The following is a 15,731-nucleotide window of genomic DNA, read 5'->3' on the forward strand; positions in this document are numbered from 1 at the left end:
TGAAAAGAAAAACGGGAGGTTCGGCGTGTTCGTTGAACGCGCGCGGCTTGTCGACTTAGTGTCCTGTTCGGAGAACCCCACCGAACAGCGGCACCGGTAACCCTAAACTTCACGTTGAGGGTTCGGGTCGGCACTGAACCGTCCCCCAGGCATACGTAACTCGAGGCGAGAGGCCTTCGACGTGGCAGCACCGCAGAACTACCTCGCAGTCATCAAGGTCGTCGGCATCGGCGGCGGTGGCGTGAACGCCATCAACCGGATGATCGAGGTCGGTCTCAAGGGCGTCGAGTTCATCGCGATCAACACCGATGCACAGGCCCTGCTGATGAGCGACGCCGATGTGAAGCTCGATGTCGGCCGTGAGCTCACCCGCGGCCTCGGCGCCGGCGCCAACCCCGACGTCGGCCGCAAGGCCGCCGAGGACCACCGCGAGGAGATCGAGGAGGTCCTCAAGGGGGCCGACATGGTCTTCGTGACCGCCGGCGAGGGCGGCGGCACCGGTACCGGCGGCGCGCCCGTCGTGGCCAACATCGCCCGCTCGCTGGGCGCCCTGACGATCGGTGTGGTCACCCGCCCGTTCACCTTCGAGGGCCGCCGCCGCGCCAACCAGGCGGAGGACGGCATCGCGGGGCTGCGCGAAGAGGTCGACACCCTCATCGTGATCCCGAACGACCGGCTGCTGTCCATCTCGGACCGTCAGGTGAGCGTGCTCGACGCGTTCAAGTCCGCGGACCAGGTGCTGCTGTCGGGCGTCCAGGGCATCACCGACCTGATCACCACCCCGGGCCTGATCAACCTCGACTTCGCGGACGTCAAGTCCGTGATGTCCGAGGCGGGCTCGGCCCTCATGGGCATCGGCTCGGCGCGCGGCGACGACCGCGCCGTGGCCGCGGCCGAGATGGCGATCTCCTCGCCGCTGCTGGAGGCGTCGATCGACGGCGCCCGCGGCGTCCTGCTCTCCATCTCCGGCGGCTCCGACCTCGGTCTCTTCGAGATCAACGAGGCCGCCCAGCTGGTCAGCGAGGCCGCCCACCCCGAGGCCAACATCATCTTCGGTGCCGTCATCGACGACGCCCTGGGCGACGAGGTCCGGGTCACCGTCATCGCCGCCGGCTTCGACGGCGGCCAGCCGCCCGCCAAGGGCAGCCGCGACAAGGTGCTCGGCTCCTCCTACGGCTCCGGCCGCGACGAGAGCACCCCGTCCGCCCCGGCCGCGCGCCCGGCCGCCCCGGCCGAGCCGGTCCGCCCCTCCTTCGGGGGCCTCGGCAACGTGACCCCGCGCACCGAGGAGCCCGTCACCGAGCCCGCGCCGGTCAACGAGCTCCCCTCGCCGCCGGTCGCCTCCCCGCAGGTTCCCCCGGCCCGCCCGTACCAGGACTCGACCGCCGAGGAACTGGACGTTCCGGACTTCCTCAAGTAGGACCACGAGCGAGTGAGCGGCATAGGACAACAGCACGCAGTGACATCGGAAGCTGTGTCGTCCGGGAAGCATGCGAGCGGCGCGCACTTCGCCTTCACCGACAGGTGGGGCGGGGTGAGCGCCGCTCCGTTTGACGAGCTCAACCTCGGCGGCGCGGTCGGTGACGACCCCGCCGCCGTCCGGGCCAACCGGGAGCGCGCGGCGAGGTCGCTCGGTCTCGACCCGGCGGACGTCGTCTGGATGAACCAGGTGCACGGCCGGGACGTGGCCGTGGTCGACGGTCCGTGGCGGACCTCCGAGGTCCCCGCGGTCGACGGAGTGGTGACGGCCCGTCGGGGTCTGGCCCTCGCGGTCCTGACCGCCGACTGCACTCCGGTGCTGCTGGCCGACCCGGTTGCCGGGGTCGTGGGCGCGGCCCACGCCGGCCGCCCCGGCCTGGTGGCCGGAGTGGTTCCCGCGACCGTCGAGACGATGATCACTCTCGGCGCGGACCCCGCCCGGATCCTCGCCCGCACCGGGCCCGCGGTCTGCGGCCTGTGCTACGAGGTGCCCGAGGAGATGCGGGCCGAGGTCGCCGCGGCCGTGCCCGAGGCCTGGGCCACCACCCGGCAGGGCACCCCCGCCGTGGACGTGGTCGCAGGGGTCCGGGCCCAACTCGCCCGGCTCGGCGTGGAGATGAGCGGACAATCTCACATCTGCACGCTGGAGTCGGCCGATCACTTCTCGTACCGGCGCGAGCGCACGACGGGACGACTTGCTAGCTACGTCTGGTTGGACTGAGGGCTGTGACGGACCGCAGAACCGAACTCGCTGACAATCTGGCCCGCGTGGAGGAACGTATCTCCATGGCCTGCGCCAAGGCGGGCCGCCCGCGCGAGGACGTGACCCTGATCGTGGTCACCAAGACCTACCCCGCCTCCGACGTGCGGCTCCTCGCCGAGCTCGGGGTGCGGCACGTCGCCGAGAACCGCGACCAGGAGGCGGCCCCGAAGGCGGCCGAATGCGCGGATCTGCCGCTCACCTGGCACTTCGTCGGACAATTGCAGACGAACAAGGTTCGTTCGGTGGCGAGTTATGCCGGCTTTGTGCATTCGGTCGACCGGACCCGGCTCGTCTCCGCGCTCTCGGCGGCGGCGGTCAAGGCCGGCCGGACGCTGGACTGCCTGATCCAGGTGGCACTTGACGCAGAGTCGGGTGAACGGGGCGAAAGGGGCGGGGTCGCACCCGACGGTGTGACCGAACTCGCCGACGCCCTCGCCGGAGCCGAAGCGCTGCGCCCCGCAGGCCTGATGACGGTGGCTCCGCTCGTCGGACCATATGCCGGGCGACCGCGGGCCGCCTTCGACCGGCTGATGGAAATCTCAACGGGCCTGCGCGCGGCCCATCCTGCTGCGAACATGGTGTCAGCAGGGATGAGCGCGGATCTGGATGACGCAGTGGCGGCCGGAGCGACACATGTACGTGTCGGATCGGCGGTACTCGGAGTCCGACCCAGGCTCGGGTAACGTCGCCAAGAAGTCGGACCACAGCAAAAAATATGGTCATTCCCGCCAGAAGGCGGGCAGACCGAGTGGATCCAAGGCGCCGTTGACGGAGCCGATCCACCACAGAGCGGAGGACGCAGAGAATGGCCGGCGCGATGCGCAAGATGGCGGTCTACCTCGGCCTCGTGGAGGACGATGGGTACGACGGCCCGGGGTTCGACCCCGACGACGAGTTCGAACCCGAGCCGGAGCCCGACCGACGCAGGCAGCAGCATCAGCAGCAACACCTCGCACAACAGACGCAATCGGACGAACCGGTTCGAGTCGCCCAGCCGCCTGCACAGCGCGAACCCGCTCCGCTCACAGCGGAAACGGGACGACCCGCCCGAATCGCCCCCGTGGCGTCCATCACACCCGAACGCCACTCTCTGGAGAAGAACGCACCGGTGATCATGCCCAAGGTTGTGTCCGAGCGGGAGCCGTACCGCATCACGACATTGCACCCCCGGACCTACAACGAAGCCCGTACCATCGGGGAACACTTCCGCGAGGGCACCCCGGTGATCATGAATCTGACGGAGATGGACGACACGGACGCGAAGCGACTTGTCGACTTCGCCGCCGGCCTCGTCTTCGGTCTCCACGGCAGCATCGAGCGGGTGACGCAGAAGGTGTTCCTGCTGTCTCCTGCTAACGTCGATGTCACGGCGGAGGACAAGGCCCGCATCGCAGAGGGTGGGTTCTTCAATCAGAGCTGAGACGCAATACCTGGCGACACCGGGAGAATGACGGCCGAACAGGCCGGGTACGAGCAAGGGGAGAGGGAAGCGCGAGATGAGCATCGCACTGCAGGTGATCTACATCGCGCTGTATTGCTTCCTTTTTGTGCTGATCTTCCGACTGGTGATGGATTACGTCTTCCAGTTCGCTCGCTCATGGCAACCCGGTAAGGCGATGGTGGTCATCCTTGAGGCCACCTACACTGTCACCGATCCGCCACTCAAGCTTCTGCGGCGGTTCATTCCGCCGCTGCGTCTCGGGGGCGTGGCGCTCGACCTGTCCTTCTTCGTATTGATGATTATCGTCTTCATCCTGATCCGCGTCGTGGAGCAGGTGTGAACGATACGGTCTTGCCGATTGCCGACGACTACGTTGAGGTGAAGAAGAGATGCCGTTGACCCCCGAGGACGTGCGGAACAAGCAGTTCACGACCGTCCGTCTCCGAGAAGGCTATGACGAGGACGAGGTCGATGCCTTCCTGGACGAGGTCGAGGCCGAACTGACCCGTCTGCTCCGCGAGAACGAGGACCTGCGCGCCAAGCTGGCCGCCGCCACGCGTGCCGCCGCGCAGAACCAGCAGCAGGGCATGCGCAAGCCCGAGCAGCAGGAGCAGCGACCCGGCGGGGCTCCGGTGCCCGCCGCCATATCGGGACCGCAGCCGGTGCCGCAGCAGCAGCAGATGGGCGGCCCGCCGCAGCTTCCGGGCGGTGCCCCGCAGCTGCCGGCCGGCCCGAGCGGTCACGGCCACGGTCCCCAGGGTCCGCACGGTCCCGGCCCGATGGGGCAGAACGGTCCCATGGGTCAGAACGGCCCCATGGGCGGCCCGATGGGCGGCCCCATGGGCCAGAACGGTCCCATGGGTCAGAACGGAATGGGGCAGAACGGTCCTATGGGTCAGAACCCCATGGGTCAGAACGGTCCCATGGGCGGCCCGCAGCTTCCGCAGGGTCAGGGCCCGGGCGGCGACAGCGCTGCCCGAGTGCTCTCGCTCGCCCAGCAGACCGCGGACCAGGCGATCGCGGAGGCCCGTTCCGAGGCCAACAAGATCGTCGGCGAGGCGCGCAGCCGTGCCGAGGGCCTGGAGCGGGACGCCCGCGCCAAGGCCGACGCCCTGGAGCGGGACGCCCAGGAGAAGCACCGCGTCGCGATGGGCTCCCTGGAGTCCGCCCGCGCCACGCTGGAGCGCAAGGTCGAGGACCTGCGCGGCTTCGAGCGCGAGTACCGCACGCGTCTGAAGTCCTACCTGGAGAGCCAGCTGCGCCAGCTGGAGAACCAGGCGGACGACTCGCTGGCCCCGCCGCGCAACCCCAACACCCCGTCGCTGCCCGCGGCCCCCTCGATGAGCGGGTCGATGGCTCCGGCAGGTGCGGGCATGGGCGGTCACAGCATGGGCGGCAACCCGTCCATGGGTGGCAACACCTCGATGGGCGGCAACTCCTCCATGGGTGGTCCGTCCTACGGCGGCCAGCAGCAGATGTCCCCGGCGATGACCCAGCCGATGGCACCGGTGCGGCCGCAGGGCCAGCAGCCGATGCAGCAGGCGCCGTCCCCGATGCGGGGCTTCCTCATCGACGAGGACGACAACTGACGGGCCCGCACGGCCGCTAGTCGGCAGTCGGTCGGTCGGCAGTCATAAAGGGCCGGGCCCCTGGGATTTCCCAGGGGCCCGGCCCTTTTCTGCGATCTCTTCGTGCGGTCTTTATGGCCCACGAATATCCGGCCGTACGACAATCGCCGGGGCGGTTCGGAGAACCACCCCGGCGATTTCGGGAACTTCCGCTCTTATACGGAGACCTTGCGCAGGCGGAACGTCAGCGACAGGCCTTCGTCGCTGAAAGGCTCACCGTAGGAGGAATCCGCCTCGCCCCGGGCGAAGTCGAGGGCGAGCACCTCGTCGGCGACCATTGCGGCGTGCTCGGAAAGGGCCTCGGCCGTCTCCGGGTCGGTGGCGGACCAGCGGACCGCGATCCGGTCGGCGACGTCGAGGCCGCTGTTCTTCCGGGCCTCCTGGATCAGCCGGACAGCGTCGCGGGCGAGGCCCGCGCGGCGCAGCTCCGGGGTGACCTCCAGGTCGAGCGCCACCGTGGCACCCGAGTCCGAGGCCACGGACCAGCCCTCGCGCGGGGTTTCGGTGATGATGACCTCGTCGGGGGAGAGGGCCACCTGCTCGCCGTCCACCTCGACCGCGGCCGTGCCCTCGCGCAGGGCCAGCGACAGGGCTGCCGCATCGGCCGCCGCAATGGCCTTCGCCACCGCCTGGACGCCCTTGCCGAACCGCTTGCCCAGGGCCCGGAAGTTGGCCTTGGCCGTGGTGTCGACGAGCGAGCCGCCCACCTCGGACAGGGAGGCGAGGGAGGAGACGTTGAGCTCCTCGGTGATCTGCGCGCGCAGCTCGGCGCCCAGCTCGTCGAAGCCGGCCGAGGCCACCAGCGCGCGGGAGAGCGGCTGACGGGTCTTGACGCCGGACTCGGCGCGCGTGGCGCGGCCCAGCTCGACCAGGCGCCGGACGAGCAGCATCTGCTGCGACAGCTTCGGGTCGACGAGCGCGGCGTCCGCCTTCGGCCACGTGGCCAGGTGGACCGACTCCGGGGCCTCCGGGTCGACCGGGACGACCAGGTCCTGCCACACCCGCTCGGTGATGAACGGCACCAGCGGGGCCATCAGCCGGGTCACGGTCTCCACGACCTCGTGGAGGGTGCGCAGCGCGGCCGCGTCGCCCTGCCAGAACCGGCGGCGCGAGCGGCGCACGTACCAGTTGGACAGGTCGTCCACGAAGGCGGAGAGCAGCTTGCCGGCGCGCTGGGTGTCGTAGGCCTCCATGGCCTCGGTGACCTGGCCGGTGAGCGTGTTGAGCTCGCCGAGCAGCCAGCGGTCCAGCAGCGGGCGGTCGGCCGGGGCCGGGTCCGCGGCGCTGGGCGCCCAGCCGGACGTGCGGGCGTAGAGGGCCTGGAAGGCGACCGTGTTCCAGTAGGTGAGGAGCGTCTTGCGGACGACCTCCTGGATGGTGCCGTGGCCCACGCGGCGCGCGGCCCACGGGGAGCCGCCGGCGGCCATGAACCACCGGACGGCGTCGGCGCCGTGCTGGTCCATGAGCGGGATCGGCTGGAGGATGTTGCCCAGGTGCTTGGACATCTTCCGGCCGTCCTCGGCGAGGATGTGGCCCAGGCAGACGACGTTCTCGTACGACGACTTGTCGAAGACGAGGGTGCCGACGGCCATCAGCGTGTAGAACCAGCCGCGGGTCTGGTCGATGGCCTCCGAGATGAACTGCGCCGGGTAGCGCTGCTCGAAGAGCTCCTTGTTCTTGTACGGGTAGCCCCACTGCGCGAACGGCATCGAGCCCGAGTCGTACCAGGCGTCGATGACCTCCGGCACGCGCACGGCCCGGTGCGAGCAGCCCTCGGCGGTGCAGGTGAAGGTGACGTCGTCGATGTGGGGGCGGTGCGGGTCCAGGCCGCTCTGGTCGGTGCCGGTGAGCTCGGAGAGCTCGGCCAGCGAGCCGACGCAGGTGAGGTGGTTCTCCTCGCAGCGCCAGATGGGCAGCGGGGTGCCCCAGTAGCGGTTGCGGGAGAGGGCCCAGTCGATGTTGTTGTTCAGCCAGTCGCCGAAGCGGCCGTGCTTGACCGACTCGGGGAACCAGTTGGTCTTCTCGTTCTCCTGGAGCAGCCGGTCCTTGATCGCGGTGGTGCGGATGTACCAGGAGGGCTGGGCGTAGTAGAGGAGCGCGGTGTGGCAGCGCCAGCAGTGCGGGTAGCTGTGCTCGTAGGCGATGTGCTTGAAGAGCAGGCCGCGCTCGGAGAGGTCCGCGACGAGCTTCTCGTCGGCCTTCTTGAAGAACTGGCCGCCGACGAGGCCGAGGCCCTCCTCGAAGGTGCCGTCCGGGCGGACCGGGTTGACGACCGGCAGGCCGTAGGCGCGGCAGGTCCTGAGGTCGTCCTCACCGAAGGCGGGCGCCTGGTGGACCAGGCCCGTGCCGTCCTCGGTCGTCACGTACTCGGCGTTGACGACGAAGTTCGCGCCCTCCAGCTCGACCAGGTCGAACGGGCGGCGGTAGGCCCAGCGCTCCATCTCACGGCCGGTGAACGACCGGCCGGTGGCCGTCCAGCCCTCGCCGAGGGCCTTCTCCAGCAGCGGCTCGGCGACGACCAGCTGCTCGGTGCCGTCGGTGGCCACGACGTACGTGACGTCGGGGTGGGCGGCCGCCGCCGTGTTGGACACCAGGGTCCAGGGGGTGGTCGTCCACACGAGGAGCGAGGCCTCTCCGGCGAGCGGGCCGGACGTCAGCGGGAAGCGGACGAAGACGGACGGGTCGACGACCGTCTCGTAGCCCTGGGCCAGCTCGTGGTCGGACAGGCCGGTGCCGCAGCGGGGGCACCAGGGGGCGACGCGGTGGTCCTGCACCAGCAGGCCCTTGTTGAAGATCTCCTTCAGCGACCACCAGACGGACTGGACGTACTCCGGGTCCATCGTGCGGTAGGCGTCGTCCAGGTCGACCCAGTAGCCCATGCGGGTGGTGAGCTCGGCGAACGCGTCCGTGTGGCGGGTGACGGACTCGCGGCACTTGTCGTTGAAGGCGGCGATGCCGTACGCCTCGATGTCCTGCTTGCCGGAGAAGCCCAGCTCCTTCTCCACCGCGAGCTCGACCGGCAGGCCGTGGCAGTCCCAGCCGGCCTTCCGGCCGACGTGGTAGCCCTGCATCGTGCGGAAGCGGGGGAAGACGTCCTTGAAGACGCGGGCCTCGATGTGGTGGGCGCCCGGCATGCCGTTGGCGGTGGGCGGGCCCTCGTAGAACACCCACTCGGGGCGGCCCTCGGACTGTTCGAGCGTACGGGCGAAGATCTTCTGCTCGCGCCAGAACTCGAGCACGGCGTGCTCCAGGGCGGGCAGGTCGACCTGCGCGGGTACCTGGCGGTACTGCGTCATCGGCTTCCTCCGGCGGGACGGTTGTGCGCTGTCCGTCGGAGGGACGAGAGCGTTGCGCTGCTCCCGCGGTACCACCCTCCTTGGCCGCAGGCGTAGCCCGCCTCCGGCCCCCTCATTAGGGTCGCGACGCCGGTTCTACTGACCCCTGGGGGCGTTCCTCCGGCGGCTCCGGGCTGATCTTCACCCCGCGCACGCCTCCGGGCTCGCACCGTCCCCGGATCGCTGATGGCTGCGTGCGGCGCTACTCGTCCCATCCACGCCTTTCGCTGGGCCCAGTGTACGGGGCGGGACCGGACGCGGCCCACCGGTTTCGGCCGGGGCCGGGCGGGGGACCGGTCCGGTCCGATTACAGGGCCGGGGGCGGGGCACAACCGATGAGACCGGCGTGCCCCGTTGCCGCGTGCCCGGTGGAGTTTTATCGTTCCGGCACGATTCGCGCGCAAGATCATAAAATGTGAAGGGGCCGCGGTTCATGGTGGCGAAGAGAGCGGGCGCGGGATCGGCTGGGGCCGCTCCCGCGAAGGGGACCGCCGCCCGGGGCGGTCCCGCCTCCGGCGGCGGAGGCGCCGTGCGTGCCGCCGGGGCTGCCGCGCCGGCACGCAAGCCCGCGGCCAAGGCCGGCGCCTCCGCCCCGGGGAACGCCGCCTCGGCCAAGGGGGCGGCTCCGGCGAGGAAGGCCGCAACCGTCACCCGGAAAGCCGCATCCGCTGCGAAGGGGACTTCTGGGGAGGCCGCCCCGGCGAAGAAGGTTGCCGCCAAGAAGCCCGGTTCCGCCGCGCAGAAGGCGGCCCCCGGGAAGAAGGCGACCTCTGCCAAGGCGGCGCCGGGGAGGAAGACGGCTTCGGCTGAGGAGGCTGCCGCGAAGAGGCCTCGTGTCGCGGCGGAAAAGGCGGCCTCGGCGAAGAAGACGACCTCCGCCAAGAGGGCCGTGGCCAAGAAGTCCGCCCCTGCCGCCGAGAAGGCGGCGCCGGGGAAGAAGGCTGCCGCGAAGGGGTCCGGTTCCACCGCGGAGAAGGCGGCTCCGGCCAAGGAAGCCGCGTCCGCCGCCAAGAAGGCAACCGCGGCCAAGAAGTCGACCGCCAAGAAGGCAGCCTCGGCTGGGGAGGCGGGCCCGGCGAAGAAGACCGCAACCGCTGCCAAGAAGGCGACCTCGGCCAAGAAGGCCACCGCCAAAAAGGCGGCCTCGGCCGAGGAGGCGGTCCCTGCCAAGAAGACCGCAACCGCCACCCGGAAAGCCGCGTCCGCTGCGAAGCGGACCGCTGGGGAGGCCGCCCCGGCCAAGAGGGCCGCCCCCGCCGAGCAGGGAACCTCCTCCAAGAAGGCGGCGCCTGCCAAGAAGGCCCCCGCCAAAAAGGCCGCCCCCGCCAAGAAGGCCGGTTCCAGGGGGCGGCAAGGCGAGCACTCTGCGCATGGGGACGCCGCGGGGGCGGCGACCGTTCCACCTGACAAGGCCGCCAAGGCCGAAGAAGCCGCACCTGCCCGGACGGCGGTGCCTGCTGAGAAGACGGGAGCCAGGACGGTGGCTGCTAAGAAGACCATGGACGGGACGCAGGCGGCCGGGAAGGTGCCGGGGGCCCGTACGGGACCGGCGGAGCCCGGTGAGCTCGCCGTACGGCCGGGGGAGGAGCCCTGGTCGCCCGCGGAGGTGGCCGAGGCCCGTACGGAGCTGCAGAGCGAGGTGCTGCGGCTGCGGGCGGAGATCGCCCACTCCGAGGAGGCGATCAGCGGCCTGATGCGGGACTCGGGCGACGGCGCGGGCGACGACCAGGCCGACACCGGCACCAAGAACATCACCCGGGAGCACGAACTGGCGCTGGCGGCGAACGCGCGGGAGATGCTGGACCAGACGGAGCGCGCGCTGGAGCGCCTCGACGCGGGCACGTACGGCCTCTGCGAGAACTGCGGGAAGCCGATCGGGAAGGCCCGCATGCAGGCCTTCCCGCGCGCCACCCTGTGTGTGGAGTGCAAGCAGCGCCAGGAACGCCGCTGACCCGGCCGCCCGCGGGTGCCGTACCCTCGTCCTCAGTCAGGCCGGCCCTGGCCCACCGGGACGACGTCGAGGGACTCACGTGACAGAGGCGGAACAGACCACCACCGGCACACCGGCGGCCGCGGAGGGCGCCACGCCCAAGGGCGGGCGGCGCATCGCGGTGCTCCTGGCGGTGGCCGCCTTCGCCTACCTCCTGGACCTCGGAAGCAAGCTGCTCGTGGTCGCCAAGCTGGAGCACCACGACCCGATCCCGGTGATCGGCAGCTGGCTGCAGCTCGAGGTGCTCCGCAACCGCGGCGCCGCCTTCGGCATCGGCGAGGCGATGACGGTGGTCTTCACGGTGATCGCCTCCGCCGTGATCGTGGTGATCGCGCGGATCGCCCGCAAGCTCTACAGCGTGCCGTGGGCGATCGCGCTCGGCCTGCTGCTCGGCGGCGCGCTGGGCAACCTCACGGACCGCCTGTTCCGCTCGCCGGGCGGCTTCGAGGGCGGGGTGGTCGACTTCATCGCGCCCGCGCACTTCGCGGTCTTCAACCTGGCCGACTCCGCGATCGTGTGCGGCGGTTTCCTCATCGTGATCCTGTCCTTCCGCGGCCTGGACCCGGACGGCACGGTCCACCAGGACTGATCCCGGGACGGGGGTGTCGCACCCGTCCGTCATACTCGACGGGTGAGCACCATTCCCGAGATCCGCGCCCTGCCCGTACCCGACGGCCTGGAGGGCGAGCGCGTCGACGCCGCCATCGCCCGTATGTTCGGCTTTTCCCGCACCAAGGCGGCCGAGCTGGCGGCCGCGGGCAAGGTCCAGCTCGACGGGGCCGAGGCCGGGAAGTCCGACCGGGTGACCGGCGGTGCCTGGCTGGAGGTCGAGATGCCCGCCGCGCCCGCGCCGGTGCAGATCGTCGCCGAGCCCGTCGAGGGCATGGAGATCGTCCACGACGACGACGACATCGTCGTGATCGTCAAGCCGGTCGGCGTGGCCGCGCACCCCAGCCCCGGCTGGACGGGTCCGACGGTCATCGGCGGCCTGGCCGCCGCGGGGTACCGCATCTCCACCTCCGGCGCCGCCGAGCGCCAGGGCATCGTCCACCGCCTGGACGTCGGCACCTCGGGCCTGATGGTCGTCGCCAAGTCCGAGCGCGCCTACACCCTGCTCAAGCAGCAGTTCCGCGAGCGCACGGTCGACAAGCGCTACCACACCCTGGTCCAGGGCCACCCGGATCCGATGAGCGGCACCATCGACGCCCCCATCGGCCGCCACCCCAACCACGACTACAAGTGGGCCGTCACCGCCGAAGGCAAGGCCTCGGTCACGCACTACGACCTCATCGAGGCCTTCCGTGCCGCCAGCCTGCTGGACGTGAAGCTGGAGACCGGCCGCACCCACCAGATCCGCGTGCACATGGCCGCTCACCGCCACCCCTGCGTCGGCGACCTCACCTACGGCGCCGACCCCACCCTCGCCAAGCGCCTCAAGCTCACCCGCCAGTGGCTGCACGCGGTGCGGCTCGGCTTCGAGCACCCCGAGGACGGCCGCTGGGTCGAGTTCGCGAGCGACTACCCCGAGGACCTGCAGCGCGCGCTGGACACCGTGCGCGCCGAGAGCGCGTAGGACGGCCGGGGCCCGTGAGGCGGGCGGGGAGCGGGTGAGGCAGGCTGGAGGCCTGTTCGACCGTTCCGACCCGCCCGGAGGGCCTCCGTGGACCAGCTCGCGCTGCTGTTCGTCCTGCTGTTCGGCGCGTTGGTCACGGTGCCGCTGGGCGACCGGCTGGGGCTGCCGTCCCCGGTGCTGATGACGCTCGGCGGGATCGTCCTCGCGCTGCTGCCGTTCGTGCCCAACGTGGACATCCCGCCGGAGTTCATCCTCCCGCTGGTGCTGCCGCCCCTGCTCTACGCCTCCGCCCAGCGCACCTCCTGGCGGCAGTTCGCGGTCAACCGCCGGCCGATCTTCCTGCTGGCGGTCGCGCTCGTGTTCGTCACGACCGCGGCCGTCGCCGCCGTCGCCGAAGCGATCGTGCCCGGCATCTCGGTGGCCGCCGCCGTGGCGCTGGGCGCCCTCGTCGCCCCGCCCGACCCGGTGGCCGCCACCGCCGTCGCGGGCTCCCTGGGGATGCCCCGCCGCCTGGTCTCCATCCTGGAGGGCGAGGGGCTCTTCAACGACGTCACCGCCATCGTGCTCTACCACGTGGCCATCGGTGCCGCCGTCAGCGGCCACTTCTCCGCGCCCCGCGCGGTCGCCGAGCTGGTCCTGTCCGCCGTGGTGGCCCTGGCGGTCGGGCTCGCCCTGGGCTGGGCCGCGAAGAAGCTGATGGACGTCCTCGGCGACGCGACCCTCCAGATCGGGCTCACCCTGCTCGTGCCGTTCGTCGCCTACGTCCTGGCCGAGGAGTTCAAGGGCTCCGGGGTGCTCGCGGTGCTGACCACCGCGCTCTTCCTCGCCGAGTACGCGACCGACGCCGACGACGTCCTGGGACGGCTGGCCGGGCACACCTTCTGGGAGATCATCGACACCCTCGTCACCGGCGTCGCCTTCGGCCTCGTCGGCCTGGAGCTCCACAACGCCATCGCCACCGCGGCCGGCCGCTGGGGCGAGATGCTGGGCATCGGCGGCATGATCGTCGGGGTCGTCGTGGGCGTACGGCTGCTGTGGCTGCTGCCCGCCGCCTGGCTCGCCAAGAGGCTGCACAAGCGCCGGGACCTCCACGAGGACATCCCCGTGAGCTGGCGCGAGACCGTCGTCATGTGGTGGTCCGGGATGCGCGGCGTGGCCTCCGTGGCGCTCGCCCTCGCCATCCCCCTGAAGACGGAATACGGCGCTCCCTTCCCCGCCCGCGACGAGATCCTCTTCATCGCCTTCGCCGTCATCATCTGCACCCTCGTCCTCCAGGGCATGACCCTGCCCCTCCTGGTCAAGCGGCTCGGGGTGCAGGCCGACACCGACGCGAGCCGGGAGCTGGAACGGGAGCTGGCCGTCCGCGCGACGAGGGCGGCCAAGCACCGCCTGTGGGAGATCGTGGAGGAGGAGGACCTCCCCGAGGACATGATGGAGATGCTGGGCCGGCGCGCCTACGACATGGCCGCCCGGATCAGCCCCGACATGATCGACGAGGAGCGGCGCGAGGCGCAGGCGCAGCGGGTGGAGAGGATCCGGGCCACCCACCGCGTCCAGAACGAGATGCTGTCCGCCGCCCGGCGCGAGGTGCTGGCGGCCCGCTCCGAGCCGGGCGTCGACCCGGAGGTGGTCGACCGCGTCATCCGCCACCTGGACGTCCGCACCTTGCGCGGCTGACGCCGGGGCCCGCAGGGGAAGTACCCCGGCGGAGCCTACGTCGTGCCGGGGCCCGGCCCGATGTCCTCCGACGTCGGCGGGGCCTGCCGCCGGTCGGGCGCCTCCTCCAGGCCCGGCGCCGGGGCCGTGTTGATGCGCGGCAGCGCATACGGATGCTCCCGCCGCAGCCACTCGATCAACCGCTCCCGCACCACGCACCGCAGCGTCCAGATGTCGTCCGAGTCCCGCGCCGTCACCAGCGCCCGCACCTGGATCGTCGACGGCGTCGTATCGGTGACCACCAGGCTCCAGGACCGCCCGTCCCACTCCGGCAGGCCCTTGAGGATCTCGTACAGCCGCTCCCGCATGAGGTCTATCGGCGTCGAGTGGTCCAGGTGGAAGAAGACCGTGCCGGTCATCCGGGGATTGCTGCGGGACCAGTTCTCGAAGGGCCGGCTGGTGAAGTACGAGACCGGCATCGTGATCCGCCGCTCGTCCCACGTCGTGACCACCAGATACGTGAGCGTGATCTCCTCCACACGCCCCCACTCGCGCTCGACGACTACCGTGTCCCCGATCCGCACGAGGTCGCCGAAGGCGATCTGCAGCCCGGCGAAGAGGTTGGCGAGGGTCGACTGGGCCGCCACACCGGCGACGATGCCGATGACGCCGGCCGAGGCCAGCACGGACACCCCGGCGGTCCGCATGGCCGGGAACGTCAGCAGCATCGCCGCCACGGCCACCACGCACACGGCCGCCGTGACGACCTGCTGGATCAGTGTCACCTGGGTCCGTACCCGCCGCACCCTGGCGGGATCCGCGGCGCGGGCGGCGTAGCGCGCGTAGGAGGCCTCCACTATGGCGACGGCGACCCGCACCACCAGCCACGCGCAGGCGCCGATCAGCACCAGCGTCAGCGCGTGGCCGACCGTGTCCTCCTGCTTCTTCGGGATGCCGGCGGAGCGGAAGCTGCCGCGCAGCAGCGCCGTGCACAGCACGACCTGCAGCGGGAGGCGGCAGCGGCGCAGCAGGTCCCACAGCGGGGTCTCGGGGTGCCGCTCGTCGATTCTGCGCACCACGTGATCGGCCAGCCACCCCACGACCAGGGTGACGATCAACGCCCCGCCGACGACGGACAGGGGACGCAGCACGCCCTCCATGGACACCTCAGCTCCTTCCGGCCGGCTGCTGCTCACCGGTGGCGCTCCCTCCCGACCGTAACTGGCACGATGGGGAGCACGCGATCCACCTGTTAGGAAGTGACTCCAGTGGCGTCCTCTACCACGATTGTCCTTTTTCATTCGGCCTACGGCCTGCGGCCTGCCGTGCACGCCGCCGCCGAGCGGCTCCGCGCCGCCGGGCACGAGGTGCACGTGCCGGACCTCTACCAGGGCCGGACGGCGGAGACGGTCGAGGACGGGATGGCCGTCAAGGACGAGATCGGGCACGACGAACTGCTGCGCCGGGCGATCACCGCGGTCGCCCCGCTGTCGGACCGCGGCCTGGTCTACGCCGGCTTCTCGCTCGGCGGGTCGATCGCGCAGAACCTGGCACTGGGCGACGAGAAGGCGCGCGGCCTGCTGCTCCTGCACGGCACCTCGGACCTGGCCGAGGACGCGTCCGTGGACGAACTGCTTGTCCAGCTGCACGTCGCCGACCCGGACCCGTTCGAGCCGCACGACTGGCTGAACGCGTGGTACCTGCGCATGGGCCGGGCCGGGGCGGACGTGGAGGTCCACAGGTACCCCGGTGCGGGGCACCTGTTCACGGACCCGGACCTTCCGGACTACGACGCGGAGGCCGCGGAGACGGCCTGGCGCGTCGCGCTGGACTTCCTGGCGGAGATCGCGGAGGCGTAGCCCCCGG

At 71.0% G+C, this 15,731-nt stretch carries 13 protein-coding genes; 11 read left to right on the plus strand and 2 right to left on the minus strand.

Annotation, left to right across the window (positions count from 1 at the left end; genetic code table 11):
* Positions 1-181: 181 nt before the first annotated feature.
* From ftsZ to ACFZCD_RS15470, 6 genes are all read left to right on the plus strand, one after another.
* Positions 182-1,420 carry a cell division protein FtsZ gene (gene ftsZ, locus ACFZCD_RS15445; RefSeq protein WP_391830879.1) on the plus strand — a complete coding sequence of 413 codons (1,239 nt, stop codon included), beginning with the start codon at positions 182-184 and terminating at the stop codon, positions 1,418-1,420.
* A 54-nt stretch (positions 1,421-1,474) separates the two neighbouring features.
* Positions 1,475-2,200, plus strand: coding sequence for a peptidoglycan editing factor PgeF (pgeF, locus tag ACFZCD_RS15450; protein ID WP_391831315.1), 726 nt, complete (start codon positions 1,475-1,477; stop codon positions 2,198-2,200).
* A 5-nt stretch (positions 2,201-2,205) separates the two neighbouring features.
* Positions 2,206-2,925 (plus strand): YggS family pyridoxal phosphate-dependent enzyme, encoded by a 720-nt coding sequence (locus ACFZCD_RS15455; protein WP_391830881.1) that lies wholly within the window; start codon positions 2,206-2,208, stop codon positions 2,923-2,925.
* A gap of 122 nt (positions 2,926-3,047) precedes the next feature.
* On the plus strand, positions 3,048-3,662 hold the full coding sequence (locus tag ACFZCD_RS15460; protein WP_030364711.1) for a cell division protein SepF: 615 nt from the start codon (positions 3,048-3,050) through the stop codon (positions 3,660-3,662).
* A gap of 76 nt (positions 3,663-3,738) precedes the next feature.
* Complete coding sequence (locus ACFZCD_RS15465; protein ID WP_030364712.1) at positions 3,739-4,023, plus strand: YggT family protein; 285 nt, start codon at positions 3,739-3,741, stop codon at positions 4,021-4,023.
* 49 nt (positions 4,024-4,072) lie between these two features.
* The gene (locus ACFZCD_RS15470) at positions 4,073-5,272 is read left to right on the plus strand and encodes a DivIVA domain-containing protein (RefSeq protein ID WP_391830884.1); all 1,200 of its coding nucleotides are present in this window, start codon (positions 4,073-4,075) and stop codon (positions 5,270-5,272) included.
* 194 nt (positions 5,273-5,466) lie between these two features.
* Here ACFZCD_RS15470 and ileS read toward each other — a convergent pair whose 3' ends face one another.
* Positions 5,467-8,607, minus strand: coding sequence for an isoleucine--tRNA ligase (ileS, locus tag ACFZCD_RS15475; RefSeq protein WP_391830886.1), 3,141 nt, complete (start codon positions 8,605-8,607; stop codon positions 5,467-5,469).
* 472 nt (positions 8,608-9,079) lie between these two features.
* Between ileS and ACFZCD_RS15480 the strand changes: the two genes are divergently transcribed.
* The 4 genes from ACFZCD_RS15480 to ACFZCD_RS15495 all read left to right on the plus strand — a co-directional run bounded on the left by ACFZCD_RS15480 (position 9,080) and on the right by ACFZCD_RS15495 (position 13,886).
* Positions 9,080-10,597 (plus strand): TraR/DksA family transcriptional regulator, encoded by a 1,518-nt coding sequence (locus ACFZCD_RS15480; protein WP_391830888.1) that lies wholly within the window; start codon positions 9,080-9,082, stop codon positions 10,595-10,597.
* Positions 10,598-10,676: 79 nt separating this feature from the next.
* A complete protein-coding gene (gene lspA, locus ACFZCD_RS15485) occupies positions 10,677-11,225 on the plus strand; it encodes a signal peptidase II (RefSeq protein WP_391830890.1) in 549 nt (182 codons plus the stop codon).
* Between the two features lie 42 nt (positions 11,226-11,267).
* Complete coding sequence (locus tag ACFZCD_RS15490) at positions 11,268-12,209, plus strand: RluA family pseudouridine synthase (RefSeq protein ID WP_391830892.1); 942 nt, start codon at positions 11,268-11,270, stop codon at positions 12,207-12,209.
* Between the two features lie 87 nt (positions 12,210-12,296).
* Positions 12,297-13,886, plus strand: a complete 1,590-nt coding sequence (locus tag ACFZCD_RS15495; protein ID WP_391830894.1) for a Na+/H+ antiporter — start codon at positions 12,297-12,299, stop codon at positions 13,884-13,886.
* A 35-nt stretch (positions 13,887-13,921) separates the two neighbouring features.
* Here ACFZCD_RS15495 and ACFZCD_RS15500 read toward each other — a convergent pair whose 3' ends face one another.
* Positions 13,922-15,025, minus strand: a complete 1,104-nt coding sequence (locus tag ACFZCD_RS15500; protein ID WP_391831317.1) for a mechanosensitive ion channel family protein — start codon at positions 15,023-15,025, stop codon at positions 13,922-13,924.
* Positions 15,026-15,133: 108 nt separating this feature from the next.
* On the opposite strand from ACFZCD_RS15500, the gene ACFZCD_RS15505 reads away from it, so the two are divergent.
* Positions 15,134-15,724 carry a dienelactone hydrolase family protein gene (locus tag ACFZCD_RS15505; RefSeq protein WP_391830896.1) on the plus strand — a complete coding sequence of 197 codons (591 nt, stop codon included), beginning with the start codon at positions 15,134-15,136 and terminating at the stop codon, positions 15,722-15,724.
* The last annotated feature ends 7 nt before the right edge of the window (positions 15,725-15,731 follow it).

The organism is Streptomyces sp. NPDC008001 (assembly GCF_042958085.1).
Taxonomy (GTDB): domain Bacteria; phylum Actinomycetota; class Actinomycetes; order Streptomycetales; family Streptomycetaceae; genus Streptomyces.